Here is a 25,057-nt window from a genome sequence, read left to right on the forward strand (position 1 = left end):
AAACTGGCTGGAAATGATACCGCGCTTAATCTGTCAGCGGAAGCGCCACACAGGGGATTGGATAAAGATGGAAATTACAAAGGCTCAAATCTTGCCATTTGCTAGAGGGCGATTTTTACGGCTTCAGCGAAACTGGGTACTCTGCCATCATGGTCTTCTTAGGAAGCTGGAATGGCTGTATCTCATAAATGAAAAACGCATATGGGTTAACGTACTTGCCCCTGAACGTAGCCTTATAGGTTACCGGGAAAGAGGCCCATTGATAGGGCAACTCAGTCCGGCAGATCAATATTACCGGAGCATTTTTTTGCTGCGCCAGGGCCAGCGCCCAGTCCAATAGAATATAAGGCCTTAAATCATTGGCGTCATTATGGTCCAGGGTGTAGAAGCTGCGGTAATTGCCAGTAGGCAAATTGTAAATCTGTTTGCCATAATAGGCCGTGACGTTAGACGTGGTCACTACTTCAGCAGTAGCTATCACCGAGGTAGCGGGTACCGTCTTTAAAAATTCGTTTACCTCTTTACCGCCGTAGAAAGGATTCTTCCAGTCAATATACAAGGCAAATGCGCCTGCTATTACCTGTACCACACCAGCCAACAGGAGAACCGGAGTCAGAAGGGAGGAAAATTTTTGTATAAAAGAATCAGCCTTAAGAGATGGTTTGTCTGTCGGGTAGTAATACGTTTTAAGCCACAGTAGAACAATACTGAAAATGAAAAAATGGCCGTGGTGGCGCATGCTACCTTCCATTTTAAAGGTAAAAAGGAAAAGTAAAGCCGAACACAATAAGATAAGGCCTAGTAATAGGCGTTTCACAGGGTAGAGACTGGCAGAGACCAGCAGCAGCAATAAAACGGAAAGCGGAATTTCCATCCTGGTTTGCAGGAAAGAGGTGTTCCAGAAAAATACGTTGAAATTTGGGAGAGGGAAAAATGCCTGCCAGGGCCGGGCTGCCGCCTGCCAGAAATAGTAGAGGTGAAAAAAGTTGAAAAAGGACCCGTCGGTTTCATTGGGGCGGAACATGCTCCAGAAAGAGAAAAGGCAGGCAACTCCCCAGATCAATATTCCTGCTGTTTTCTGGACTACTGAGGTAGGAAGCCAATTGAGCGAGTTCTTCCAGAACCGGAAAGCCTCAGAAAACAGAAGGAGCCCTAATATCCCAGCCATAAAGAAACCAAACAAGTTGGTTTGGGCGTGCAGGGCCAGTAAGGCTACATAAAGGTACCAATGCGAAAACCGTTTGGGGTAAAGCGTGCAGATCAGGAACAAAGAAAGCATCTCCAGAGCATACAGCCTGCTAATGATCCCGTACTCAAACAAGCCATAATACCCAAAGCAAAAGCAAAGCTTTAATACCCTTGAAAACGGGGCATGCCGCAGAAATACGTACACAAAGCCGGTAGCAAAGGTGGCCTGGGTAAGTTGGAGGGCCTTCAGGTTTTGGGTAAAGTGGGTGAGCCCGTACAAGAGGCTGTACCAAAGGTTGGGGTGGCCTTCGTAGCGTTTGTTGTAGAGCATCTCCGGGTAGGAGTTGCTGTAGAGAGCCAGGAGCCAGGGTTCGGTCTCGTCAAACCACAGTTCATGGAAGGGCATAAACCAGGCCAGCAGCAGGGCATAAACCACCGTGAAGAAGAGGGCAAACGTACTGTCGCGGGAGAGAAAGCGCATGAGCAGAAGAGTTAAACGGATTTAGACTGCTCGTGGTAATCCTGCTCCGTGTTCACTTCCCAGATATTGGTTTTATCGGTGCGGCCCTGGGCGATGTTCTCTACCGCCAGCATTGCCGTGAGCATAGAATGGTCCTGGTTATTGTATTTGTGCATGCCGTTGCGGCCCACCAGAAACAGGTTCTCAATTTGGTCAAGGTAGGCCTGCACCTTCGGAAATTCATTATAGGAGCCAAAGTAGGCAGGGTACGCTTTCGGCATTTTCACCACGGTGCCATCTAAAACCTGGTCTTTAGAGATAATTCCCAGTCGGTCCAGTTCCTCAATAGCCAGTTGCTTCAAGTCTTCGTCTGGCATCTGCCACAGGGCATCTTCCTCCTGGCAGAAATACTCCACGCCCAGCCATACTTTGCCCGGTTCGGTTATCAGATACGGGCTCCAGTTGTTGAAGAGCTGCAAACGACCCGCCTGTACATCGGGCTCCTGAATGTAAATCCAGTTGTCCTGGATAAGGCCATGATCAGCTTCCTCAATGGCCAGTTTGTTTAGGAGCAGGCCAACCGAGATAAAATTGCGGTAGGGGAGGTGTTCAGAAACTTCCTTTATCTCCGCAGGCACCACGTCACCCAGGGCACGTATCAGGCTCCGGATAGGCATGGTGGAAATAACGTAGTCAGGGTTCATCTGGTAGGTAGCGCCAGAAACCATGTCCTGAATGGTAGCAGAGATGATTCTTTTTTCTTTCAGCTCCAGCCCCACTACCTTTTGCTGCATATGCACTTCACCGCCTTGCTCGCGCACTTTGCGTGTTACCACCTCCCACAGGTGCCCGGGGCCCAGCTTGGGGTACAGAAACTGCTCAATCAAAGACGTCTGTACGTTCTTCTGCATAAAGTCTGCGGAGGGCGAGAAGAATTGCTGCTTCAGGAAGTGCTTCACCGCCTGCGTGATAGAAAGGGCTTTAATGCGCTGAGCCCCCCACTCGGCACTAATCTGGTTGCAGGGCACGCCCCAAACCTTCTCCGTGTAAGCCTTGAAAAAAGTGCGGTACAGGTGTTCGCCAAAGCGGTTTATGAAAAAATCCTCCAGGTTTTTCTCATGTTTGATAGGCTTTACTACCTGTTTCAGGTAACTCAGAACGGCCTTCGTAGACCACCCCAGCCCTAATTGGGTAAGGGTGCCCACCGTGAAAGAAAGCGGGTAGTCAAAGAATTTCCGCCGGAAGAAGATGCGGGACCGTCGCTGACGTAGTAACATGACATCATCAGAGGCAGGAGAAGCTGTGGGGGAGGTGGCCGGGACCGTCCGGATTTTGCCCTGATACGCTAAGTTGCCCACTGTTTGCCCTGGCTCCAACTGCAGCGGAAGAATAGAAAGCCACCATTCCATTACCCTGTCTGATTTGGAAAAGAACCTATGGCCCCCAATGTCCATGCGGTTGCCTTTGTAGTTAATGGTAGCCGAGATGCCGCCAATGCGGTCAGTGGCTTCCACCACATAGGGGTGCACCTGGGTTTGCTGCAAAAATTCAAAAGCGGCCGTAAGGCCAGCCGGACCAGCCCCAATAATGAGAGCCGTGGAGGGTGAAGACATAGTGGCCAGTAAAGTCGTACTCCAAAGATAGCAGGAGAATACTGATTTTCCATTGGATCAAGCCTTTAAACACCGCCCTTCTGGCAATAAGGCCAATTTCATGGCTGGCAGAAATGACTGGAACAGAGAAAGGTTGGCTACTAGATGGGTGGCTTTTCTGGCTAATAAACCAGGAAGCCGTTTTAGGGTCGTTTTCAGGAAAACAGCTCTAAAACAGTTAATGCTTAAAGCAGAGGCAGGTCAGCAAGCTTTCAGCGTCTGGCAATCTGGTTTAATGTCCACGCTGATGAGTTTTCCTTGCCGGTCCATTTCAAAGTCGCAGCACTCCAGGAAAACAGCCTTCAGCTTCTCCCGGCCGCGCTGAATGCGAGATTTTGCCCCCGAAAGGGAAAGGCCAAGTTTGGTGGCAATTTCCTGCTGGGGTAAGCCTTCCAGGTCGCTTAACCTTAGAGGTTCTGCATATTCAGGAGGCAGTAACTGGAGTAGGGGCCCCACGCAGTTCTCCAACTCCTGCAGTGGGCTCTGCTCAGCAGGGGCCATGGCCAAGTCAGTGTCTTCCGTTAAGTAGGTTTCACGCTGGCGGGAGCGGTGAAAATCATTGACTACGTTCCGGGAGATCTCATACAGCCAGGCTTTCACGTTTTTTACCTGCGGAAGGGACTCACAATGGCGGTGTACCTTCAGCAATACCTGCTGCGACAGGTCTTCGGCGTCTGCCTGGTTAAGTACCCGCTTCCTGATAAAACCCTGCAGGGCATCCTGGTAAGAAAGAAATACGGGTGCCACTGCTTCGCAAGGATTGGCGGAATCATCCTTGGGGCTGCAGGTCGCTTTAGAAGAGCAGGAAGAAGTTTCTCCAGACATAGGTAAAAGCATTTTTAACTATAACGCGTTTCAGGCCTGTTTTTACAAAAACAGGCCTGAAACGCAAACTGTATTTTAAAACTCACACACCTACCACCGCACTGCGGCGCTCTAAAAGATAGGTGTCTCGCCACTGGCCGTTCAACTGCCCTATTCGCTCCCGAAGGCCCACTAACCTAAAGCCACATTTTTGGTGCAAGGCCACACTGGCCTCATTCTCCTTTAGAATGCCTGCCTGCAGGGTCCAGATTCCGTTTGCTTCAGAGGCAGTGATCAATGCCTCCAGCAGCGCTTTTCCTATCCCTCTGCCTTGGTAGGCAGGGTCCAGGTACACGCTTACCTCGGCCACCCCGCCATAGACGCACCGCCCGGAGACCGCGCTTAAGGCGGCCCAGCCTACCACTTCGCCCTCCGGGGAAACGGCCACTAAGCGGCTGTGGGATAGGTGTCCCTGGTCCCATTTGGCCCAGTCTGGGGCAGTAGTTTCTAAGGTCGCATTTTGGGTAGCAATTCCTTGCTCATAGATAGCTTTTACCCTTGGGTAATGGGTGGCTAAAAGCGGTACCAGATCAATGGAAGTAAGTGTTTCCATGGGTGGTTGAATTAATTTGCTTAAACAATGGCAGTGGCAGGAGCGCAGCAGGCTGGGCTGCAGCAGGCAGTTTCCTCCTGTTTGCCGTAAAAGGTGTCTGCCTCTCCAAATGTATAAAATGTTTCCCATTCTACGCCCTGTGGGTCTTGTATCCAGGCTTTGTTGGATTGGGCGTAGCAGCAGGTCGTGTTTCCTTCCTGCCGGATGGTCCCTTTGGCTTTCTCCAGGCGGGCGTACACTTCCTGCAGTTCTTCCGGGGTCTCGGCCTGAATGCCCAAATGCTCAATACCGTTGGTGGCACCGTTGGTGGAAATAGCGAAATTTACCCGCGGGTCTTCCAGCATCCATTTGGCGTAATCTGGTTTGAGCACGGTAGGATCCTGGGCAAAAAGGGCTGAATAAAAAGCAACAGACTCTGAGAGGTTGCTGACTCTGATGTTTACATGGAAATTTTTCATGGCCTTGGTCTTTAATTGGTTTCTGTACCGAAGACGGCCAGACCCGGGAAAAGACGCAGCATTTTAGAAATTTTCTCTTTCTTTTAAAAATAGGCTGGAATCTAACCCAATCTTTAAATCTAATTTCAGTGTAGACCGTTTTTTGGTACCTTGCTACCTAACGCCAATACCGTAGAAAAAGCAAGCGAAGCAGTAATGATGGTTGGTAAACAAGACCCTGCAGGAGAGATGCCTTATTTGATTGATTTCCCTGTTATTGGTGAACCCGAGGTAGGCTATATCTCCGTGGCAGAGAACAGCAACCATATTCCGTTTGAGGTAAAGCGGGTATTCTGGACCTACGGCACGCCTGAAAGCATAGTGCGGGGCCGCCATGCCCATTATACCACCCAACAAGTCATTGTTGCTGTAGCCGGCCGTATTCTAGTCACCACTGAAATGGCAAATGGCACCATTCAGTTATTTGTGTTGGAAGAGCCAGGCAAAGGGGTTTACATACCCCCTAATGTTTGGCATACCATGCAGTATTCTGCCAATGCTGTTCAGCTGGTGATGGCGTCTACTGGCTATACAGAAGAGGATTATATTAGAGACTACGCCCAATTCAGAAAAACATGGCACCGGGCATAGAGGGTTTACTGGATTACCGTAAAAGCCAATTGGTCTATTACAGCCCCTATGTCTTCGCGAAAGAGGTAAGCCTGGAGGAGCAGTATGAAGAAGTACTTGTGCCAAGGATTGCCCAATACGGGGCAGAAGAAAATAAATTCAAACGCGAGGTGTCTATTCAGGGGGAGGACTTTGTGTTCCTATACGAATTCCTGCCCTGGGACAGTCACTATTTTAGCCGTACCAGTTACCGCTTGTTTACAGTGTTATACCGCCTTGAGAATGCCCCTGCGCTGATAGAAGCCATTCAGGCTTTCAGGCAGGAGGTATTAGGTGCGGGTAATTGCTACTGCACCGCTGAAATTCCAGCAGAAGATATTTTTCTGATTCAGTGTCTGAATGTGGCGGGATTTAAAATGGTAGAAACCAGGCTGCATTACTATAAAACAGACTTGCAGGATTTTACGGGGGAGCGCTTTGCGGTGCGACCTGCTACTTCGGCAGATATACCGGTTCTTTCCAGTGTAGCGGCCACCTGCCGAAACAATTTTGACCGCTTGCATGCAGATTATGCTTTCTCAGGACAGGAGGCAGATAAGTACCTGGCTACCTATGCGGCATCGGCGGTAAACGGGTATTGTGACCAAGTGTTGGTGCCTGATCAAAAGGGGCTGCCGGTCTCCTCCTTCATTGCCATTAACCTGACCCCTGCCGTTTTTACAAAAGAAACCCTGACCTTTGCCAAAATAGGCTTGGCGGCCGTAGGCGAGGAGAATAGAGGCTGGTTAGTGAAGTTGCTCTCTGAGGCAATCTGGTTTGCGAAGGAAAACCAAGTCGCCTATCTCATCTATCCTACCCAAGCCACTAACAAAGCGGCCATTAGAACCTGTGAGAAATTGAACTTCCGGTTTGGGCAGGCCTATCACCTGCTGGCTTTTAGTTCTCATTAGCCTCCATTCCGTTTATGGCAAGGATTTTTAGCTGAGGAGTGAGCGAATGGGTTGCCTATGCTTTGCTATGCCGATTCCCATGCAGTATTAAAAAATTTGTAAAAGACCTTTAAATACAATGCCAACCCTTTCCGTCATAATTCCCTGTTATTTTAATGAGCAGAATATTCCTGTGACCATTCGGGAATTAACGGCCAATGAAACACTCTTCCCCCCAGAGGTGCAGTTTGAATACGTGTTTGTGGATGATGGCTCTAAAGACAATACCTTCCAGGAGCTCCTTAAAGCCAAGGAATTATACCCAGATAAAGTGAAAGTAGTGAAATTGGCTGGTAATGTCGGCTCCTACAACGCCATTATTGCTGGAATGGAATATGCCACCGGCGACTGCTCCGTTATCATATCCGCAGATCTGCAGGACCCCCCAGAGCTCATGGTTAAGATGCTGAGCTACTGGCGGCAGGGTTTCAAACTGGTAATTGGTAGCCGGCAGGAAAGGGATGAGCCCGTTTTGAAGAAGTTTTTATCCAGGGTTTTTCATTCCCTTATGAGAAAAATGGCTTTCCAGAACCTCCCCAAAGGAGGATTTGATTATGTATTATTTGACAGGGCGGTAAGAGAAGAAGTTCTAAAACTGAAAGAAGGAAACAGTAATGTGATGTACCTTATGGCCTGGTTAGGGTATGAATACGTGAATATCCCTTATAGCAGGGGCAGAAGAACCGTTGGTACCTCAAAATGGACCTTCTGGAAAAAGGTGAAGCTTTTCCTGGACTCTGTTTTAGCTTTTTCTTTTTATCCCATCAGGGCCATCTCGGTTACAGGCTTAGTAATGGGTTTGATCGCTTTTCTATATGGGGTTTTCGTTTTATTGGCGAAAGCAACAGGTCAGGTTGCAGTGGAGGGTTGGACAGCTTTAATGGTTGTCTTATTATTCGTCTCTTCTTTCCAAATGATTGCTCTGGGAGTAATAGGGGAGTATGTCTGGCGAACCTTAGAAGCCTCCAGGAAGAGACCTATGTATATAGTAGAAAGTGTTTCTTAAGCCCTTCTACTCTATTTATCCTAACCCTGGTGTTGCCCTAAAGTCATTCTCATGTATGCTATTCTTTTAATAGGGGTAATTCTTTCCTTAGCTTTTTACCTGGTTGGTTCTGTGTTCATAGAGGGCCGGCTTACCAGAGGTATCGGATTTTTACAAAATGTTATCAACCTCTGGGTTGGAATTCTTTTAGCGGTCTCGGTTTATGCTATAATCAAAACCGCCATGATCACCATCCTGGTCTTGCTTTTACTGGTCATTGTTTTTTTTAGGAAAAAATTCACTCTGGAGAAGGCCCAAAACCCATTTGGCAAACTACGTTTTGGGTTGGTATTGGCAGGTACCTATGTTTTGGTATTCTTCATTCAGGTCAATTTTCAACTGGATGTGTTTGCACATCCTTTGGACTACCTAAAACACCTGCATGGAGACGACGGTGAAAGGTACATATACAGCCATATAGTTAGTTTATTGTACTATGAAGGAGTAGAGACAATCAGTGTAGAAGCGGTTCTGAAAGGCTTTACAGGGGTTTCGCTTTACCATTTCGCAGAATTCTGGTTAGCCAGTCTCTTCAAGACAGTGCACAATGCCAACAGTGACCTGGTGCTGTTTTATTTTGTCTTCCCCTTATTGAAAACACTATGTGTTTTAACCATCTATTCTATCTACGCTGATAAACTAGATACCTATAAGAGAAAACTGCTGGGCGTTTTTATAGTCTTTGGTTTTTTGGTGCTGGGCTTAAGATGGATTTTTCCTCCACATGCCGTCGCAGACCTGCGGGCCATAGTTTTATTGCCTTTTCTGATCCTGATCGCAAAGCTTCTCTATGATAAACAATATGATGCAGCCTGTGGCTTCCTATTAATTGCAGGTATAGAGAATGTGTTATTTCTTCCGGCGGCAGGCCTGTATTTGCTTTTGTTTTTTGATAAGATAGAAAAGCGGACTCTCTATTTGTTTGGGGCTTATGTAGTTGCCTACCCCTTGTTCTTTCTTCTTTTTAAGGAAAGGGTAATGGACAAGTATATGACTTTGAGTCTGCTAGAGACATTTCAAACGATAATAGGTGACGCACCGGCTAAAAGGATTTTCAGAATTTTCTTAATAGCCTTTTTGTCGTACCAATTTAAGGTGCTTCTATCTTTTCTACTTTTAAACAATTATCCCGCTCTTACAAAAAGATTGTGGGTAAGGGATGTAGGATATTGGTTGCTCCTTTGCTTTGTAGTTTATCATGTGCTTTTCGGGGTTTTTCAAAACCTTTCAGTAGATGCGTACCAGTTCACGAGCGTAGGGGTAGGCTTGGCAGCAGTTAGCTTCTTTTTTGTATTAGCTCGTTTGATTGATCAAGGCAAATACATAGTTAGTTTAGTGATCATGTTACTGGTCACTGACTATACCTATCCATTTGGGCAAATAAAGACTTCTAGAGCGTATGAGGGTGTATTGGAAGAAAAGTTAAAGAAGATAGGGGAGGGAAAAGTTTTGAAAGGACTGTTTGTAGATGAGAATAGTAGTTTAAAAGATCAATTTTTCTTGTTCTTCTACCCAACTCATGTAACTGAGTACGCCAGGGCGAATGACTACCGTACGTACCTCTTTATCTATGATGTAACAGGGCAAAGAAAATCTCTTGACAAAATAGAGCCCGGGCCCCGCAAAATAGTTTCAAGGATAGTGCAGCCACTGTTTCCGGTTGACAGACCCATCCTGGAGAATATTCAAAAATATGGGATATCTGTGGTGTGGATTAGCAAAACCTCTAAATACCTGACCTCCTTTCAAGGGAAAAAACCGCTTTATGTCTTGCCAGACTTCTTGGTCTATTATTTGGAACCAGCCAATTAAAAAAGAATAAAATAGCACTTTTTCTGGCTGTCTGGGTATCCATAGGGAATACGCTGGCAGGGATGGCTGACATTTCTTCAGGGATTGGTAGTAGACTTATCCTGCATAATTTCTATATAATCCTAATAAGAATTGAAAAATGGGAAGGAGTTAGAATGTAATTTACTGGATTGGGTCTATTTTTAGGAAAATGGCCTTAATACCCGGCAATACATAATGGCCTTTTCACATGCTAAAAATTGGTTAGTTTGTTTTGTTAAACCATAATAAACGGGGAAGTTTTTTTGATAAGGTGTAAGTAGTCAATGAGTTATTTCTGTAGAAATACTGCTAAAAATTGAGGTTTTTATAGTCCTTTTAGACGTATGTTTAGTAATATCCTAAAACCATATCGGGGATAAAGCGTATCTTTGCGGCAATATGTGCGGAATATCAGGAATCTACGCTTTTAGCCCAGAAGGACGAGAGTCTATTCAAAACTTACCTAAATCTACGGAGGCCCTTAAGTTACGCGGTCCCGACTCGGGTGGCCATTTTACCCATGGAGCGGTAGGATTGGGGCACCGGAGGCTTTCTATTATAGACGTAAGTGAGGTGGCCTGTCAGCCCATGTTTGACGAGGCGCAACGGTATACCATTGTCTTCAACGGCGAGATCTTTAATTACCAGGAGCTCAAAAAGCAACTGCAGGAGAAAGGTTATTCCTTTTTCTCTACCTCTGATACCGAGGTGTTGCTGAAGCTGTACATAGAAGAAGGGCCATCTTTCCTGAAGAAGCTAAACGGCTTCTTTGCCTTTGCTATTTATGACAAAGAGGAAGAGACGCTCTTTGTGGCCCGCGACCGATATGGAGTGAAACCATTGTTGGTATTTCAGGATGAAGACAAATTGGTATTTGCCTCTGAGATGAAGTCCCTGCTTGCCTTCGGGATTCCCCGCAAACTAGACTATGCCTCTTTGTATGAATACCTGCAACTGAACTATATTCCGGGTCCGGCCTCTATTTTCAAAGGGGTGAAGAAACTGATGCCCGGCCATTACCTTCTGATCAATAAAAAAGGAAAAGTAGATAACAAGCGTTGGTACAGAATCCCCTACGACGAGAAAAAGGTTAAGAACAACCCCCTCTCTTATGAGGCGCAGCAGAAAAAGCTGGTAGAGTTGCTGGACGGGGCCGTGCAACGCCGCATGATAGCCGATGTGCCCTTGGGGTCTTTCCTGAGCGGTGGTATTGATTCCTCCGCTATTGTGGCCCTGGCCTCCCGCCATACAGATCAACTCAACACGTTCTCTATCGGGTATAAAGACGAACCGTTCTTTGACGAGACCAAATACGCCAAGCTGGTGGCCGAGAAGTACAAAACCAACCACACGGTTTTCTCACTTACCAACAATGACCTTTATGAGCACCTTTTTCGGGCGCTTGATTACATAGACGAGCCTTTCGCTGATTCCTCGGCCCTGGCCGTCAATATCCTGAGCTATTACACCCGCCAGAAAGTGACCGTAGCCTTGTCGGGCGACGGGGCCGATGAACTCTTCGCCGGCTATAACAAACACATGGCCGAATATAAGGTGCGGCAGGGGGGCTTTGTAGCCGAGACTGTGGCCGCGTTGTTGCCGCTTTGGGAAATGATGCCCAAATCACGTAATTCCGCCTTGGGCAACCGGGTTAGGCAGTTCCAGCGCTTCGGGGAGGGCATGAACCTCTCGGCCAAAGACCGGTATTGGCGCTGGGCCTCCTTCGCCACCGAGGAAGATGCCCGGTCCCTGCTTAGCGGAAAATCCAAACGTAATCTTTCCAAAGACGTTTACAAGAAACGCCGCCAGAAGATCCTAAGCCACCTGTCACAGAAAGGTGATATTAACGAGGTGCTGCTCACCGATATGCAGTTGGTATTACCCAATGACATGCTAACTAAAGTGGACCTTATGTCCATGGCAAACAGCCTGGAGGTACGTACCCCATTCCTGGACTATAAGGTGGTGAACTTCGCCTTCTCCCTACCTCAGTCTTCCAAGATTGACGGCGGCATGAAGAAGAAGATCGTGCAGGACGCCTTTAGGGGAATGCTCCCTCCGGAATTGTACAAACGCCCCAAGCATGGCTTTGAAGTGCCACTCCTGAAATGGTTCCAGAACGAGCTGCGGCCCATGATCATGGATGACCTGTTATCAGATGCCTTCGTGGAAGCACAGGGAATTTTCAGTGTAAAGGAAATCCAGAGACTGAAAGCGCAACTGTTCTCTAAGAACCCCGGCGACGTGCATGCCCGCATCTGGGCTCTGGTCGTGTTCCAGCACTGGTGGAAGAAGTGGATGGCCTAAGACGGCCGAATATAATCAGAGAAATCAAATAGAAACAGATCATCTTTTAGGTAAGAAGACTATATGAAAATTGCCGTTGTAGGAACAGGATATGTAGGCCTGGTAACCGGTACCTGCTTTGCTGAGGTGGGTATTGACGTAACATGTATAGATGTAAACGTCAAAAAAATTGAAGACCTGAAACAAGGAATTCTGCCTATTTACGAGCCTGGCCTTGAAGAAATGGTACTCAGAAATGTATCCAAAGAGCGCCTTCAGTTCTCTACAGATTTAGCTACTGCTATTCAGGGATGCGATGCCGCCTTTATAGCCGTGGGAACTCCTCCGGGCGAAGATGGTAGTGCAGACCTTAAATATGTATTGGGAGTTGCCCGTGAAATTGGGCAACACATGAACGATTACCTGGTAGTAGTAACCAAAAGCACTGTGCCGGTAGGTACTGCCAAAAAAGTAAAGCAGGCAATTACAGAAGAGCTGAAAAAGAGAAATTCAGACCTTCAATTTGATGTAGCCTCCAATCCGGAGTTTTTGAAGGAGGGCGCTGCCATTGAAGACTTCCTGAAGCCAGACCGCATTGTGATTGGGGTTGAGTCTGAGCAGGCAGAAGAGGTGATGCGCAAACTCTACAAACCATTCCTGCTGAATGGACACCCCATTATTTTTATGGACGTTCCTTCTGCAGAAATGACTAAATACGCCGCCAATTCTATGCTGGCCACTAAGATCAGCTTCATGAACGATATCGCTAACCTCTGTGAGATCATGGGAGCAGACGTGAACATGGTGCGCCGAGGCATAGGCAGTGATTCCCGGATTGGGAACAAATTCATCTACCCAGGCATAGGCTACGGTGGATCCTGCTTCCCGAAAGATGTAAAGGCCCTGATAAAGACTGCTGCAGAGAATGGCTACCAGATGCAAATCTTGAAGGCTGTTGAATCTGTGAACGAGAATCAGAAGGAGGTACTCTTTAATAAAGTTAAGAAACATTTTAACGGTGAACTGGCAGGTAAAACCTTCGCTTTATGGGGCTTATCTTTTAAGCCTAAAACGGATGACATGCGCGAAGCCCCTTCTTTGGTGATCATTGAAAAGCTTCTGGCGGAGGGTGCCAAGGTAAAAGCCTATGACCCGGTAGCCATCAAAGAAGCGAAGCATATGATTGGCGAGAATGAAAGAGTAGAATATTCCAAAGATGAATATGAAGCTCTGATTGATGCAGATGCCTTGCTTATCGTCACGGAATGGCCGGAGTTTAGATCTCCTAATTTCCAGGTGATGGGCAAACTGCTGAAGAATAAAGTCATCATAGACGGCCGTAACATCTATGAAGCAAGGGAGCTTTGTGACCTGGGCTTCGCTTACTACGGAATAGGAGTGCAGGAAGTGCTTCCGGTTATTGAAACCACAAACTAAGAAATGGCAAAAGATAGAAAACGCGTATTAATTACTGGCGGCGCCGGATTTTTGGGCTCGCACCTTTGCGACCGCTTTATAAAGGAAGGATACCATGTCATTGCCATGGATAACCTTATTACGGGTGACCTCAAAAACATTGAGCACCTGTTTAAGCTGAAGCATTTTGAATTTTATCACCATGATGTCTCTAAGTTCGTGCACGTGCCCGGGCATCTGGACTATATACTGCATTTCGCTTCCCCTGCTTCGCCTATTGATTACCTGAAGATTCCCATCCAGACCTTAAAGGTAGGTTCTTTAGGAACTCATAATCTTTTAGGGCTTGCCAAAAATAAAAGAGCAAGGATGCTGATCGCCTCCACTTCAGAAGTATACGGAGATCCGGAAGTACACCCGCAGGTGGAAGAATACTGGGGTCATGTGAACCCTGTAGGGCCCCGGGGCTGCTATGACGAAGCCAAGCGCTTCCAGGAGGCCATCACCATGGCCTACCACATGCACCATGGGTTAGAGACGCGCATAGTCCGTATTTTCAACACCTATGGCCCACGTATGCGCCTTAATGATGGTAGAGTGTTGCCAGCCTTTATGGGCCAAGCCTTACGGGGAGAGGAACTTTCCTTATTTGGTGATGGTTCACAAACACGCTCCTTTTGCTATGTAGATGACCTTATTGAGGGAATTTACCGGTTGTTGCTAAGTGATTATGCTCTGCCTGTTAACATTGGAAACCCATCTGAGGTGACTATTAAGGAGTTTGCTGAAGAAATCTGCAAACTGACAGGGGTGGAACTGAAGCTTGGGTACCAGCCATTGCCTGAAAATGACCCGCAGAAACGGAGGCCCGATATTTCCAAAGCCAAAGAAATTCTTGGGTGGGAGCCCCAGGTTTCCAGAGAAGAAGGCTTAAAGCGGACATTGGAATATTTTAAAGAGCATGTAGATACTGCACCAGTAGAGGCCAGAACTTTTTGAATTATTTAGTATTTAAAAACATAAAAGAATTTTAAAGAGTAAGATTCTTAAAATATAATCTATTAGAATTTTACATGATAGGTATAGTAAACGAGGTTAAGAGCCTGAATTAATTATTTAGCCAATTTAGGACAGGCTTTTATCTATCTTCTTACTGTCCTTTTAATATTTTATACTAAATGACAAGAGCCATTAGTAATAGTGCCGCCTCAAGCATTGAAATATCTTAAAAATCATAATACTACTTGCTAGCCAAAATTTGTAGCTTTGCAGGTCATTCCTTTAAAATGGCTAATTTTAAAGTGAATTTTCACTAAGAGTTTGGAGAAACTGATAAGTTTGGCCTGCCTTTTTAATTTTGTACAATTTTATACTTAGTTATACTACTTAGAAGTCAACAGAAAATGAGTCTAGATTTAAATAATAAATCAATCCTGGTTACCGGTGGAACGGGTTCATTCGGAAAGAAATTTGTGGAAACAGTTCTTACAAGATTTCCGGATATTAAACGCCTGGTTATTTATTCGCGGGATGAGCAGAAGCAGTTCCAAATGGCTTTTGATTTTCCAGAAAGCAAATATCCTGGAATCCGTTACTTTATTGGTGACGTAAGAGATTTTGAACGTCTTAAAAGAGCCTGTAACGGGATAGACTATGTTATTCATGCCGCTGCAATGAAACATGTGCATATAGCAGAATATAACCCTGATGAGTGCGTTAAGACCAATATTGGGGGTGCTGATAATGTAATTAGGGCTGCGCTGGAAACAGGAATCAAAAAGGTAGTAGCGCTTTCCACGGATAAAGCCTGTGCCCCAATAAACCTGTATGGTGCTACTAAACTTACCTCAGATAAACTTTTTATTGCAGCCAACAACATAAAGGGTAACAAAGACCTTATTTTCTCAGTGGTTCGCTATGGAAATGTAATGGGCTCAAATGGCTCGGTAATGCCTTTCTTCATGAAGAAGAAACAAGAAGGTGTATTACCAATTACCGATCCCAATATGACGCGATTCAATATTTCTTTGGAAGAAGGAGTAGATATGGTGCTCCATTCCCTGGAAACGGCTTGGGGTGGCGAGTTATTCGTGCCTAAAATCCCATCTTACCGAATCATGGATGTGGCAGAAGCTATTGGTCCTGATTGTGAGAAAAAGATTGTTGGTATCAGACCAGGAGAAAAAGTGCATGAAGAAATGATCACAAGCTCTGACTCCTTTACCACTTATGATTTGGGGAAATATTATGCCATTCTTCCTCAAACCCCAGCATGGGAGCTTCAAGACTTTATTAAACATTTTGGAGCCGTAAAAGTACCAGAAGGATTTAACTATAGTTCTGGCCAAAATTCTGATTGGCTTTCAGTAGAAGATTTGAGAGCCCTCATTAAGGACTATGTTGACCCTTATTTTGAAATAAAATAGGAATGATGCAGGAATAATGAAGATCAGCATTGTTGTACCTGTTTATAAAACAGAAATTTATTTAAGAAGGTGCATTGAAAGCCTGATAAATCAGACTATAGTAGAAAAGGAAATTATTTTAGTGAATGATGCTTCTCCTGATAATTCTTTGGAGATATTATTAGAATATAAAAATAATTATCCCGATTTAATTACTGTAATAGATTTGCCTGAAAATAGGTGTTTAGGTGGAGCAAGAAATGCTGGTATTAAAGCTAGTACAGGTAAGTTTATCGGGTTTGTTGATTCTGATGATTTTGTACATAAAGAAATGTATGAAGCTTTGGTTAACAAAGCCTTGCTTGAAGATGCAGATATTGTTGATTGCGATGCGTTAGTTTTAAATGAGAACGGAAAAGAAATTTCTGTTGAAATTTCTAATACAAAGGAACAAGTAGGTCTGCTGGATAAAGCGAAGCGTAAAAGTCTCATTCTGAATACCGGAAGAGTTTTTACAAAGGTCTTCAGAAGAGAACTGTTTTTTTCTAATAATCTTTTTTTTCAGGAGAAGGTATTGTTTGACGAAAATAACCTGATTCCTATTTTGCTGGTTTTTGCTAAAAAAATAGAAAAGGTTGATTATCCGTATTATAATTATGTGCTAAGTTCAAATTCTACCTGCAGGGGAAAAGTTGAAAAATATTCTCCTGAAGATAGATATTTTAATGAGCGTTTACTTTCCACTTCCTTTGTTAAACAAAGATTTATAGATAATGGGCTATATAGTGAATTTCAGGAAGAAGTTGACTTTGTAGTATTTAAATTATATTTAAGTACTTTATATGGTACATATGAAAGGTATAAAGTTTTACCTTATCATAGATTAAAAGAGCTTAAAAAGGTGAAAGATGTCCTGTCTAATTTGCATAATAATAGTTATTATAAAAATTTAGACTGGAAAAGTTTGATTTGGTTTCGGATAAATTCTATCCACCCAAAGATGTTTTCAATGCTTTATTCTTTAAACAAAAAAATAAATGATACCATACGGTAAGCAATATATAAATAATGAAGATTTAAAAGCAGTTACCGATGCTTTGCAATCAGACTTTCTAACTCAAGGGCCAAGAATTGCGGAGTTTGAGCAGAAGTTTTCAGAATATATAGATGTAAAACATTCTTTGGCTGTAAGCAATGGAACGGCTGCTTTACACTTAGCAGCATTAGCGCTTGGGGTAAATGAAAAGTCAAATGTAATTACCACGCCCATTACGTTCGCGGCTTCAGCAAATTGCATCCGGTATTGCGGCGGAAATGTTTACTTTGCTGATATAGATGAAGAATCTTATCTGCTTGATCTAAATAAAGTAGAGGACCTGATTAAGTCCAAACCTGCCGGATTCTTTTCAGGAATTATTCCGGTTGACTTTGCTGGTAGGGCAGTAAATCTGGAGAAATTCAGAACCTTGGCAGATAAGTATAACCTATGGATAATTGAGGATGCCTGTCACGCTCCCGGAGGATATTTTGTAGACTCTAAGGGCCAAAAGCAATTTTGTGGAAACAGCCAGTTTGCTGAAGCAGCTATATTTTCATTTCATCCGGTAAAGCATATCGCTTGCGGCGAAGGAGGCATGATAAGCTGTAATGATGACGATCTTTATAATAAGTTGCTGCTATTAAGAACCCATGGTATTACTAAAGATTCAAATCTACTAAAGGAAAACCATGGTGGCTGGTACTATGAAATGCAGGAATTAGGGTACAATTACCGGCTAACCGATTTCCAGGCTGCTTTAGGAACTTCTCAGTTAAAAAGAGCTGATGCAGGGCTTGAAAAAAGAAGAGAAATAGCTAGAAAGTATAACGAGGCCTTTACAGGAAATGAAAGAATTCTTGGTCACTCCGGTGTGGTGGAAGGTCATGCGTATCATTTGTACATTATTGAAGTAGCAGACCGGCTTGGATTATACAATTATCTGCGGTCCAAAAACATTTTCACTCAAGTGCATTATATCCCTGTCCATACCATGCCTTATTACCAAGGCCTTGGCTGGAAGAAAGGAGACTTTCCTGCAGCGGAGTTATACTATGAAAGGTGCCTTAGCTTACCAATGTTCCCTACATTAGAAAATGAAGAAATAGAATATGTAGTAAGCAGCATCAATGAATTCTTTGCAAAATAAGACCTATATTCTTAAGAATAAGTTTGAACTCACCATTCAGGAAGAAGAGCTAGATGTATCTAACCTTCTGGATAATGAAATTGTAGGTCAGACTATTTATTCCTGCGTTTCACCGGGAACGGAGTTAGCTGCTTACCAAGGCTTCCCTCCTTTGCGTCCAGGAATGCAGTATCCCAGATTAATGGGGTATTGCAATGTTGGAAAAGTTATTAAAGTTGGCAGTACCAGTACAGGAGTTAGCGAAGGTGATGTGATACTTACTTTTACTTCACATCAAAAGTACTTCAAAATTAAAGCCAACGAAGTAATTGCTGTTTTGGGAAGAAACATCGATTATAAACTTGCCAGTGCTGTTTACCTTTTCCATTTAGGGTATATGGCTACAATAGAAAGTGGTGCCCAGCCCGGAATGAAGGTGGGCGTAATGGGCACAGGTACATTAGGGTATGGCACCGCTTTGCTGTGCAACCAGTTCGGATTTAAAACCCACGTATTTTCAAATCAAGTCTATTTGCAGGATGAATTAAAGGCAGATGGTATTTCATTTTCTGCTAAAGAGAGAATTGAAACTCAATCTTACTTTAATTCCTTTGACATTATTATCAATACCAGCAATAGTTGGGAAGACTGGTTTTTGTCAATGGAACTCTTAAGAAAGAAAGGAACAATGGTTAATCTAGGTTTTCCAGGCAGAGGCCTGGCCTTACCTGAAATTAATCCACTTGACTCCCGGTTTTTCTATGATAAACAATTAACCCTTAAGTCTGCGGGCTATGTTTATGATGGTGAAGCTACAGTGTCAGATGTTCAATTCTCGCTAAAGCGGAATATAAACTATTTGCTAGGGCTAATTGCTGCCGGCAGACTTGATCCAAAAAGGCTAATTTCTAAGGAAGTTAAATGGGAGCAGTTAAGTGAGCTTTATGATTTCTTACTTATTAGAGGCACCAGAAAGTTTACAGGGATTTTAAATTGGACTGAGAATGCTTAAAGCTGGAATAATAGGTTTAGGAAGAATAGGTGCAGAGCCTAGTACCCGGTTAGCAGGACAGGTTCCTAATGGATGGCTGCCAATTTCTCATATTGAAGCCTTGCTGGCAACAGAGAACATTGAACTGAAGCATATCAGTGATGTGAATTTGGAACGGGTTAAATGGGTATCTGATTATTATAATTTAAGTGCAAAGGAACATCCTGATCCAAATACACTTCTGAAGGAGCAGCCAGATATTCTAACCATTGCTACCCGTACCCCAGAGCGGTACGATCTGATCATGCAGGCCCTCGATAATAATATAAAGGCGATTGTGGTTGAAAAGCCGTTAGCAAATAGTCTTAAAAGAACATCTGAGATAATTGAAAAGGTGGTGGGTAATGACTGCATATTAGGATATGGTGCAGCCAGAAGGGCAATGGGGATCTATCAGCAGGCAAAGGAAATATTGAATTCTGGTGAAATGGGAGAGTTGAAGAGTATTACCGCAGAATTCGGTTATACAAAGTTGTTATGGACCCTACCACATGCAGTTGATCTTTTCCTGTTTTTTGCAGGTTCTTCGGAGGTAGAGTATATCAGCGGGCATTGTGACTTGGAAGAGGGCCAATTGATAGCCCCGAATAATTTTGATGGCGACCCATTGGTTGAAACAGCAACAATTAAATTTAAGAATGGAGTGATTGGCAATATTTTGCCATGTGGTGGTTGGAATATAAGATTAGGATGTACTAAAGGATTTATTACTATTCATGGTGATGGAGACTATATAGAACTAAATTATTCTGGCAAGTACAATGCGTACTTTACTAGTTCAAAAAGAATTGAAAACAATTTCAAAGAAAGCGGAATATGTAATATTTATTCTTCTATTTCAAAGAGCTTGGGCAGTAATGTCCACTTTTCCCTCATCACACCTGCTGAAATTGAAATGAATCAAAATATTTTGTTTGGGATATTTCAATCCTCTTTAGAAGGAGGTAAAAGATTGTCAGTATCCTCGTTAAATGCAAATCTATATATTTCTGGAAGGACTGGAAATCTATATGCTTAGTTAAATAAAACTATTGTTGAACCGAAATTTTGAAATGATTACTAAGAAAAAGATTTTCTTCAGAGCTGATGGAAGCAGTGATATAGGTCTTGGTCACCTAGTTAGATCATCAGCTCTTGCAGATATGTTGAAAGAAAAGTTCGATTGCGTACTTGCTACGAGATGTGAGATATATACTGTAATCGAAACATTAAAATCTTCTTTTTCTGAAATCATTTCTCTGCCTGAACAGGAATATAGTTTGGAGGCAAAGTTAATGGCTGATATGATTCCTTCACAGAGTCTTATTGTCCTTGATGGATATAATTTCGATTCAACTTATCAGGAATTGTTAGTCAACAATGGATTTGATCTCTTTAGTATTGATGATATTCATGCTTTCCAATTTCATTCTAAAGTCATTATAAACCATGCAGGAGGCATTGATCCTCTTGATTATCGGGCTTTACCAACAACGCAATTCTTTTTGGGACCTCGCTATTCCTTATTGCGAGAACCTTTTTTAAAGGCTGCGAAGCAGAGAAGAAACTCTATAACAAATAAGAATTGTTTTGTTTGTTTTGGAGGTGCAGACCCTGATAATAAAACCTTAGAAATATTAAAGAATAAAAATATACGGGAGTCAGCTTACTTTGATAATTTTCATGTAGTTGTTGGTGGTGCATTCAAACATAAGGAAGCTTTAGAATCTTATATTCAGAACCAAGATATAACACTTTACTATGCCCTCACCTCTGAGGAAATGGTTAGTCTCATGCAACACTGTAGCTATGCTATCTGCTCACCCAGTTCAATAGTTTATGAATATATGTCAGTAGGTGGAATTGTCTTTTTAGAGCAAATAGCTGACAACCAATCTGATATTATTAAGTTTTTTCTTACCGAGGAAATGGCTTTTAGAATAAATGATTTAGAGTCACTTAGTACTGAAAAAATAGAAAATGCATTCAAGAAGCAAAGTTATTATTTTGATGGAAGCTCAGATGACCGGTTAAGAAGCGTTTTTCAGCAATACTATGATTCTAAAAAACTTTCCATACGAAGAGTGAATAAAAATGATTTGGATATTTGTTTTAGTTGGGCGAATGATGTTGAGGTAAGAGGTCAATCATATAACCAATCTGCAATCGATTTGCAAAGCCATATAATCTGGTTTAATAAAAAATTAAATGACCTCGATGTCTTTTTTTATATACTTGAAAAAGATGAGAAGCCAGTTGCACAAATTCGTTTCCAAAAAACAAATAAGAAAGCTGTTCTTAGTTTTTTAGCTGATAAATCAATTCGGCATAAAGGTTTAGGTTCAAGCATATTGAGTAAAGGAATTAATGCTTTTTTGCAAGAGGTTAAAGCTCCTATTGAGATAGTAGGATTTGTAAAAAAATCTAATGTAGCTTCTCAACGTTCTTTTGAGAAATTATCCTTTGTGAAGGAAGAAAGTGGAGAGTATGCAGAATCATATAAATATAGTTTGCATTGCTCGAATTAAGTGAATCTCAGGAATAAAATTATTATTTGGAATGGATATCTGTTTACTTGTTTCAGGTAATTTGGGTTATAAGATCTTGTTGGAGGTTTGTTTAGCATATAATGTTAGATGTGTTTTGACAGATAGGCAGTCTGAGGAAATTATTTCCTTCTGTAAATTAAAAGATATTGTTTTTTTTGCTGGAAACCCACGGAATGGAAAAATTAGCGACCTAATTAATAAGGTAAAGATTGATGTTATTCTATCAATTAATTACCTTTTTCTTATTGATCATCAAATTATACATTGGCCTAGAAAGTATGCCATAAACATTCACGGCTCCTTGTTGCCTAAATTCAGAGGCCGTACACCCCATGTTTGGGCTATCATTAACAACGAAAAGGAAACAGGTATAACTGCTCACTTGATAGATGAAGGTTGTGATACTGGTCCAATCATTAGTCAGCTTAGAATTAGCATAGAAGACAATGATACGGGTGCGTCCTTGTTGGAAAAATATAAGGAAAAATACCCTGAACTGGTTAGAAGGGTTCTAGAAGGTGCTTCAAATGGCACATTGGAGCTAAAGGCTCAAGATCATTCCAAAGCTACTTACTTTAGCAAACGTACTCCCGAAGACGGTGAAATAAACTGGAATTGGCAGAAGGAACGCATTTTTAATTGGGTAAGGGCTCTGGCTCATCCGTATCCGGGCGCTTTTACTTATTTTAATGAAAAAAGAATTAGAATTAACAAAGTAGTTTTCTCAAATATCGGTTATTCGGATAATGTTGATAACGGTTCTATCTTAATGATTGAGGATGGAAACCCAATTGTGAAAACTCAGAACGGAGCAATAAAAATTGTAAATTTCGACCTGGATCCGGGCTTTAAAGTAAACGGTAAATTTTATGGAAAATATTAAGATTGGAAATGTTACAATAGGTAAGGGTTCTACGCCTTTTATTATTGCGGAGATGTCTGGTAACCACAACCAGTCATTGGACCGGGCGCTGGCTATTGTTAATGCAGCAGCCGACGCAGGGGCACATGCTATCAAGTTACAGACCTATACCGCAGATACCATGACCATGCCTGGGGTATATACCATCCAGGATGAAGGTTCTCTCTGGAAAGGAAGGGAGCTTTATGATCTTTACACAGAAGCGTATACTCCATGGGAGTGGCATAAGCCTATTTTTGATTTGGCGAAACAAAGAGGTATTATTGCCTTTAGCTCTCCTTTTGATGAGACTGCTGTTGACTTCCTGGAGGAACTGGGTGCTCCGTTATACAAAATAGCTTCTTTCGAAAACACAGATTGGCCTCTGTTAAAAAAAGTGGCAGCTACCGGTAAGCCAGTCATAATGTCTACTGGGGTTACATCACTTAGTGACTTAGATGAATCCGTTAAGATACTTCGTGATAATGGCTGTACCCAACTTATTCTGCTAAAGTGCACCAGCACTTATCCCTCAAGCCCAGCAAACACAAATATTAGTACTATCCCTCACATGGAGGCATTGTTTAATTGCCCTATTGGCCTTTCTGACCACACAATGGGTGTAGGTGTAGCTGTAGCTGCTGTGGCATTAGGTGCTTGTGTGGTTGAAAAACACTTTACTTTAAGTCGGGCAGAAGGGGGAGTTGATTCTGCCTTTTCTTTAGAACCTGCAGAACTAAATGCCTTGGTCATTGAAACAGAACGGGCTTGGCAGGGGTTAGGTAAAGTTCAGTACGGAATTCAAAAGGCTGAGGAAAAAAGTAAATTCTTTAAGCGGTCCATATATGTAAGTAAAGATGTAGAAGCCGGAGATTTACTTACTGAAGATAATTTAAGGGTGATAAGACCCGGAAATGGAATGGCACCCAAACATCTTGACCAGGTAATAGGAAAAATCGCTAAGGTTCAGATAAAGGCTGGCACCCCCCTGTCATTTGATATGATTTAAATATGAAAAAAGCAATTGCCATTATTACAGCCCGGGGTGGAAGCAAGCGGATTCCTAAGAAAAACATAAAACCTTTCCATGGGAAACCCATTATTGCCTACAGTATTGAAGAAGCTCTGAAATCTTGTGTATTTGATGAAGTGATGGTTTCAACGGATGATGAGGAGATTGCTGCGGTTGCAATACAATACGGCGCTGTGGTTCCCTTTAAACGGTCAGCCAAAGCTTCTGATGATTATGCTTCTACAGCTGACGTAATTTCAGAAGTTCTAGAAGCATATAAGGGGCTGGGGCAGGATTTTGAATATGCCTGTTGTATCTATCCCACAGCTCCGTTCGTTTCTGCTGAAAAATTAAAAAATGCCTTACAGTTATTGATTGAAAAAAATGCTGACTCTCTGATCCCGGTCACTAAGTTTAGTTTTCCAATCTGGCGTTCATTTAAAATGGAAGGAGAAAACATTTCCTATAACTGGCCGGAGTTTGCACCTAAGAGATCACAGGATCTTCCGCCGGCTTACCATGACTGTGGCCAGTTTTATTTTTTTAAAGCAAACACATTCCTGACAACCAAAAAGCTGGTTACAGAGAATACAATTGGGCTAGAAGTTCCTGAAACAGAAGTGCAGGATATTGATAATGAAGAAGACTGGAAAATAGCAGAAATTAAATATGGTTTTATGCATAATATCGGAAGATAAGAATGCAGATTAATGCTTTATTAATTGGTTGTGGAAATATAGGCGCAGGGTATGATTTAGATACTCCTGAAAGGGTATGGACTCACGCCAAAGCTTTTTCACTTGACAAAAGAGTTAAGCTTTGTATTTATGATCAGGATACAGAAAATGCAACAAGAATTGCGTCAATTTATAGGGCTAACCATTTACAATCATTATCCGAAATAACTTTCAGTGATTTTGATATAATCAGCATTACCACTCCAACCCCCACTCATTTCTCATATCTTAAGCAATTACTTGAACAGGAAGTTCCAGTAATAATCTGTGAGAAACCGGTTGTAAATTCTTTAAGTCAGATAGAAGAGTTAATGGGGTTGTATAAAAATTCACGCTCTAAAGTTTTAGTAAACTACATCAGAAGGTTTCAACCAGCATTTATAGAGGCCAGGAACAAAATTAGGCAGTTTACAGATAATGGTTTGTTTAAAGGTTTAATTATAAAATATAACCGGGGGTTTTTGAATAATGCCAGTCATGCTTTTGATTTATTAGAATTTCTGTTTGGAGTACCTGTAACATTTAGCAGCTTTTATAGTGCCTCTGCTGTATATGATGCTTTTGAGTATGATCCTACTATTACCGGAACTTGTACTTATTTAAATCAGGCTTTAAATTTTGTAGGCTTAACCGGCACTCAGTATCCTATTTTTGAATTAGAGATATTTTTTGACAAGTATAAGCTCACGATAAGTAATAGCGGTAATGAGATCCGGTATTACTATTTGCGGGAAGGTAAGTTGCAGGAAAATAGAGAAGAGAGGCAGGTAAATATTTTAGATACGTATATGGTGCCAGTGCTAGAGGAGGCAATTAGGCTGCAATACAGAAAGAAGTCAGAAGATAACTTTCTTTCTTCATTGCAGTTAAACAAGCGAATATTAGAGATCATTGAACCTTAATTA

General features: G+C 42.7%; 22 protein-coding genes. 17 read left to right on the forward strand and 5 right to left on the reverse strand.

The annotated features are described in order from the left end of the window. Window positions 1-115: 115 nt before the first annotated feature. The 5 genes from TH63_RS02650 to TH63_RS02670 form a co-directional block, all read right to left on the reverse strand. The gene (locus TH63_RS02650) at window positions 116-1,669 is read right to left on the reverse strand and encodes a hypothetical protein (RefSeq protein ID WP_048919565.1); all 1,554 of its coding nucleotides are present in this window, start codon (window positions 1,667-1,669) and stop codon (window positions 116-118) included. A gap of 11 nt (window positions 1,670-1,680) precedes the next feature. Next, window positions 1,681-3,261: an NAD(P)/FAD-dependent oxidoreductase gene (locus TH63_RS02655; protein WP_048919566.1), complete on the reverse strand. Its 1,581-nt coding sequence runs from the start codon at window positions 3,259-3,261 to the stop codon at window positions 1,681-1,683. 240 nt (window positions 3,262-3,501) lie between these two features. Next, the gene (gene sigZ, locus TH63_RS02660) at window positions 3,502-4,125 is read right to left on the reverse strand and encodes an RNA polymerase sigma factor SigZ (protein ID WP_048919567.1); all 624 of its coding nucleotides are present in this window, start codon (window positions 4,123-4,125) and stop codon (window positions 3,502-3,504) included. Between the two features lie 82 nt (window positions 4,126-4,207). Next, window positions 4,208-4,717, reverse strand: a complete 510-nt coding sequence (locus tag TH63_RS02665; protein ID WP_048919568.1) for a GNAT family N-acetyltransferase — start codon at window positions 4,715-4,717, stop codon at window positions 4,208-4,210. Between the two features lie 20 nt (window positions 4,718-4,737). Beyond that, the gene (locus tag TH63_RS02670) at window positions 4,738-5,175 is read right to left on the reverse strand and encodes an ArsI/CadI family heavy metal resistance metalloenzyme (RefSeq protein ID WP_048919569.1); all 438 of its coding nucleotides are present in this window, start codon (window positions 5,173-5,175) and stop codon (window positions 4,738-4,740) included. Window positions 5,176-5,370: 195 nt separating this feature from the next. On the opposite strand from TH63_RS02670, the gene TH63_RS02675 reads away from it, so the two are divergent. The 17 genes from TH63_RS02675 to TH63_RS02755 all read left to right on the forward strand — a co-directional run bounded on the left by TH63_RS02675 (window position 5,371) and on the right by TH63_RS02755 (window position 25,054). Next, window positions 5,371-5,805: a sugar 3,4-ketoisomerase gene (locus tag TH63_RS02675; protein WP_197088625.1), complete on the forward strand. Its 435-nt coding sequence runs from the start codon at window positions 5,371-5,373 to the stop codon at window positions 5,803-5,805. After that, complete coding sequence (locus tag TH63_RS02680) at window positions 5,790-6,734, forward strand: GNAT family protein (protein ID WP_048919570.1); 945 nt, start codon at window positions 5,790-5,792, stop codon at window positions 6,732-6,734. Before TH63_RS02675 ends, TH63_RS02680 begins: the two co-directional genes overlap by 16 nt. A gap of 118 nt (window positions 6,735-6,852) precedes the next feature. Then, window positions 6,853-7,779: a glycosyltransferase family 2 protein gene (locus tag TH63_RS02685; RefSeq protein WP_048919571.1), complete on the forward strand. Its 927-nt coding sequence runs from the start codon at window positions 6,853-6,855 to the stop codon at window positions 7,777-7,779. A gap of 51 nt (window positions 7,780-7,830) precedes the next feature. Further along, window positions 7,831-9,630, forward strand: coding sequence for a hypothetical protein (locus tag TH63_RS02690; RefSeq protein WP_048919572.1), 1,800 nt, complete (start codon window positions 7,831-7,833; stop codon window positions 9,628-9,630). Between the two features lie 420 nt (window positions 9,631-10,050). Next, window positions 10,051-11,958 carry an asparagine synthase (glutamine-hydrolyzing) gene (asnB, locus tag TH63_RS02695; protein ID WP_048919573.1) on the forward strand — a complete coding sequence of 636 codons (1,908 nt, stop codon included), beginning with the start codon at window positions 10,051-10,053 and terminating at the stop codon, window positions 11,956-11,958. 63 nt (window positions 11,959-12,021) lie between these two features. Then, the gene (locus TH63_RS02700; protein WP_048919574.1) at window positions 12,022-13,374 is read left to right on the forward strand and encodes a UDP-glucose dehydrogenase family protein; all 1,353 of its coding nucleotides are present in this window, start codon (window positions 12,022-12,024) and stop codon (window positions 13,372-13,374) included. 3 nt (window positions 13,375-13,377) lie between these two features. Further along, a complete protein-coding gene (locus tag TH63_RS02705) occupies window positions 13,378-14,352 on the forward strand; it encodes a UDP-glucuronic acid decarboxylase family protein (protein ID WP_048919575.1) in 975 nt (324 codons plus the stop codon). A 404-nt stretch (window positions 14,353-14,756) separates the two neighbouring features. Next, window positions 14,757-15,779, forward strand: a complete 1,023-nt coding sequence (gene pseB / locus TH63_RS02710) for a UDP-N-acetylglucosamine 4,6-dehydratase (inverting) (protein ID WP_048919576.1) — start codon at window positions 14,757-14,759, stop codon at window positions 15,777-15,779. Window positions 15,780-15,795: 16 nt separating this feature from the next. Further along, window positions 15,796-16,812 (forward strand): glycosyltransferase family 2 protein, encoded by a 1,017-nt coding sequence (locus tag TH63_RS02715; protein WP_048919577.1) that lies wholly within the window; start codon window positions 15,796-15,798, stop codon window positions 16,810-16,812. Beyond that, on the forward strand, window positions 16,796-17,944 hold the full coding sequence (pseC, locus tag TH63_RS02720; protein ID WP_048919578.1) for a UDP-4-amino-4,6-dideoxy-N-acetyl-beta-L-altrosamine transaminase: 1,149 nt from the start codon (window positions 16,796-16,798) through the stop codon (window positions 17,942-17,944). The genes TH63_RS02715 and pseC overlap by 17 nt, the downstream gene beginning before the upstream one ends. Further along, window positions 17,934-18,935: an MDR/zinc-dependent alcohol dehydrogenase-like family protein gene (locus tag TH63_RS02725; protein ID WP_197088626.1), complete on the forward strand. Its 1,002-nt coding sequence runs from the start codon at window positions 17,934-17,936 to the stop codon at window positions 18,933-18,935. The genes pseC and TH63_RS02725 overlap by 11 nt, the downstream gene beginning before the upstream one ends. Continuing rightward, window positions 18,928-19,992 (forward strand): Gfo/Idh/MocA family protein, encoded by a 1,065-nt coding sequence (locus TH63_RS02730; RefSeq protein ID WP_048919580.1) that lies wholly within the window; start codon window positions 18,928-18,930, stop codon window positions 19,990-19,992. Before TH63_RS02725 ends, TH63_RS02730 begins: the two co-directional genes overlap by 8 nt. Before the next feature lie 34 nt (window positions 19,993-20,026). Beyond that, window positions 20,027-21,481 carry a UDP-2,4-diacetamido-2,4,6-trideoxy-beta-L-altropyranose hydrolase gene (gene pseG, locus TH63_RS02735; RefSeq protein WP_048919581.1) on the forward strand — a complete coding sequence of 485 codons (1,455 nt, stop codon included), beginning with the start codon at window positions 20,027-20,029 and terminating at the stop codon, window positions 21,479-21,481. A gap of 31 nt (window positions 21,482-21,512) precedes the next feature. Continuing rightward, a complete protein-coding gene (locus tag TH63_RS02740; protein WP_048919582.1) occupies window positions 21,513-22,385 on the forward strand; it encodes a methionyl-tRNA formyltransferase in 873 nt (290 codons plus the stop codon). Beyond that, window positions 22,372-23,412 (forward strand): pseudaminic acid synthase, encoded by a 1,041-nt coding sequence (pseI, locus tag TH63_RS02745; RefSeq protein ID WP_048919583.1) that lies wholly within the window; start codon window positions 22,372-22,374, stop codon window positions 23,410-23,412. Before TH63_RS02740 ends, pseI begins: the two co-directional genes overlap by 14 nt. Window positions 23,413-23,414: 2 nt before the next feature. After that, entirely contained in the window at window positions 23,415-24,113 is a 699-nt protein-coding gene (gene pseF, locus TH63_RS02750) for a pseudaminic acid cytidylyltransferase (RefSeq protein WP_048919584.1), read from the forward strand. 2 nt (window positions 24,114-24,115) lie between these two features. Continuing rightward, the gene (locus TH63_RS02755; protein ID WP_048919585.1) at window positions 24,116-25,054 is read left to right on the forward strand and encodes a Gfo/Idh/MocA family protein; all 939 of its coding nucleotides are present in this window, start codon (window positions 24,116-24,118) and stop codon (window positions 25,052-25,054) included. The last annotated feature ends 3 nt before the right edge of the window (window positions 25,055-25,057 follow it).

It is taken from the genome of Rufibacter radiotolerans (assembly GCF_001078055.1).
In the GTDB taxonomy this organism is placed as follows: domain Bacteria; phylum Bacteroidota; class Bacteroidia; order Cytophagales; family Hymenobacteraceae; genus Nibribacter; species Nibribacter radiotolerans.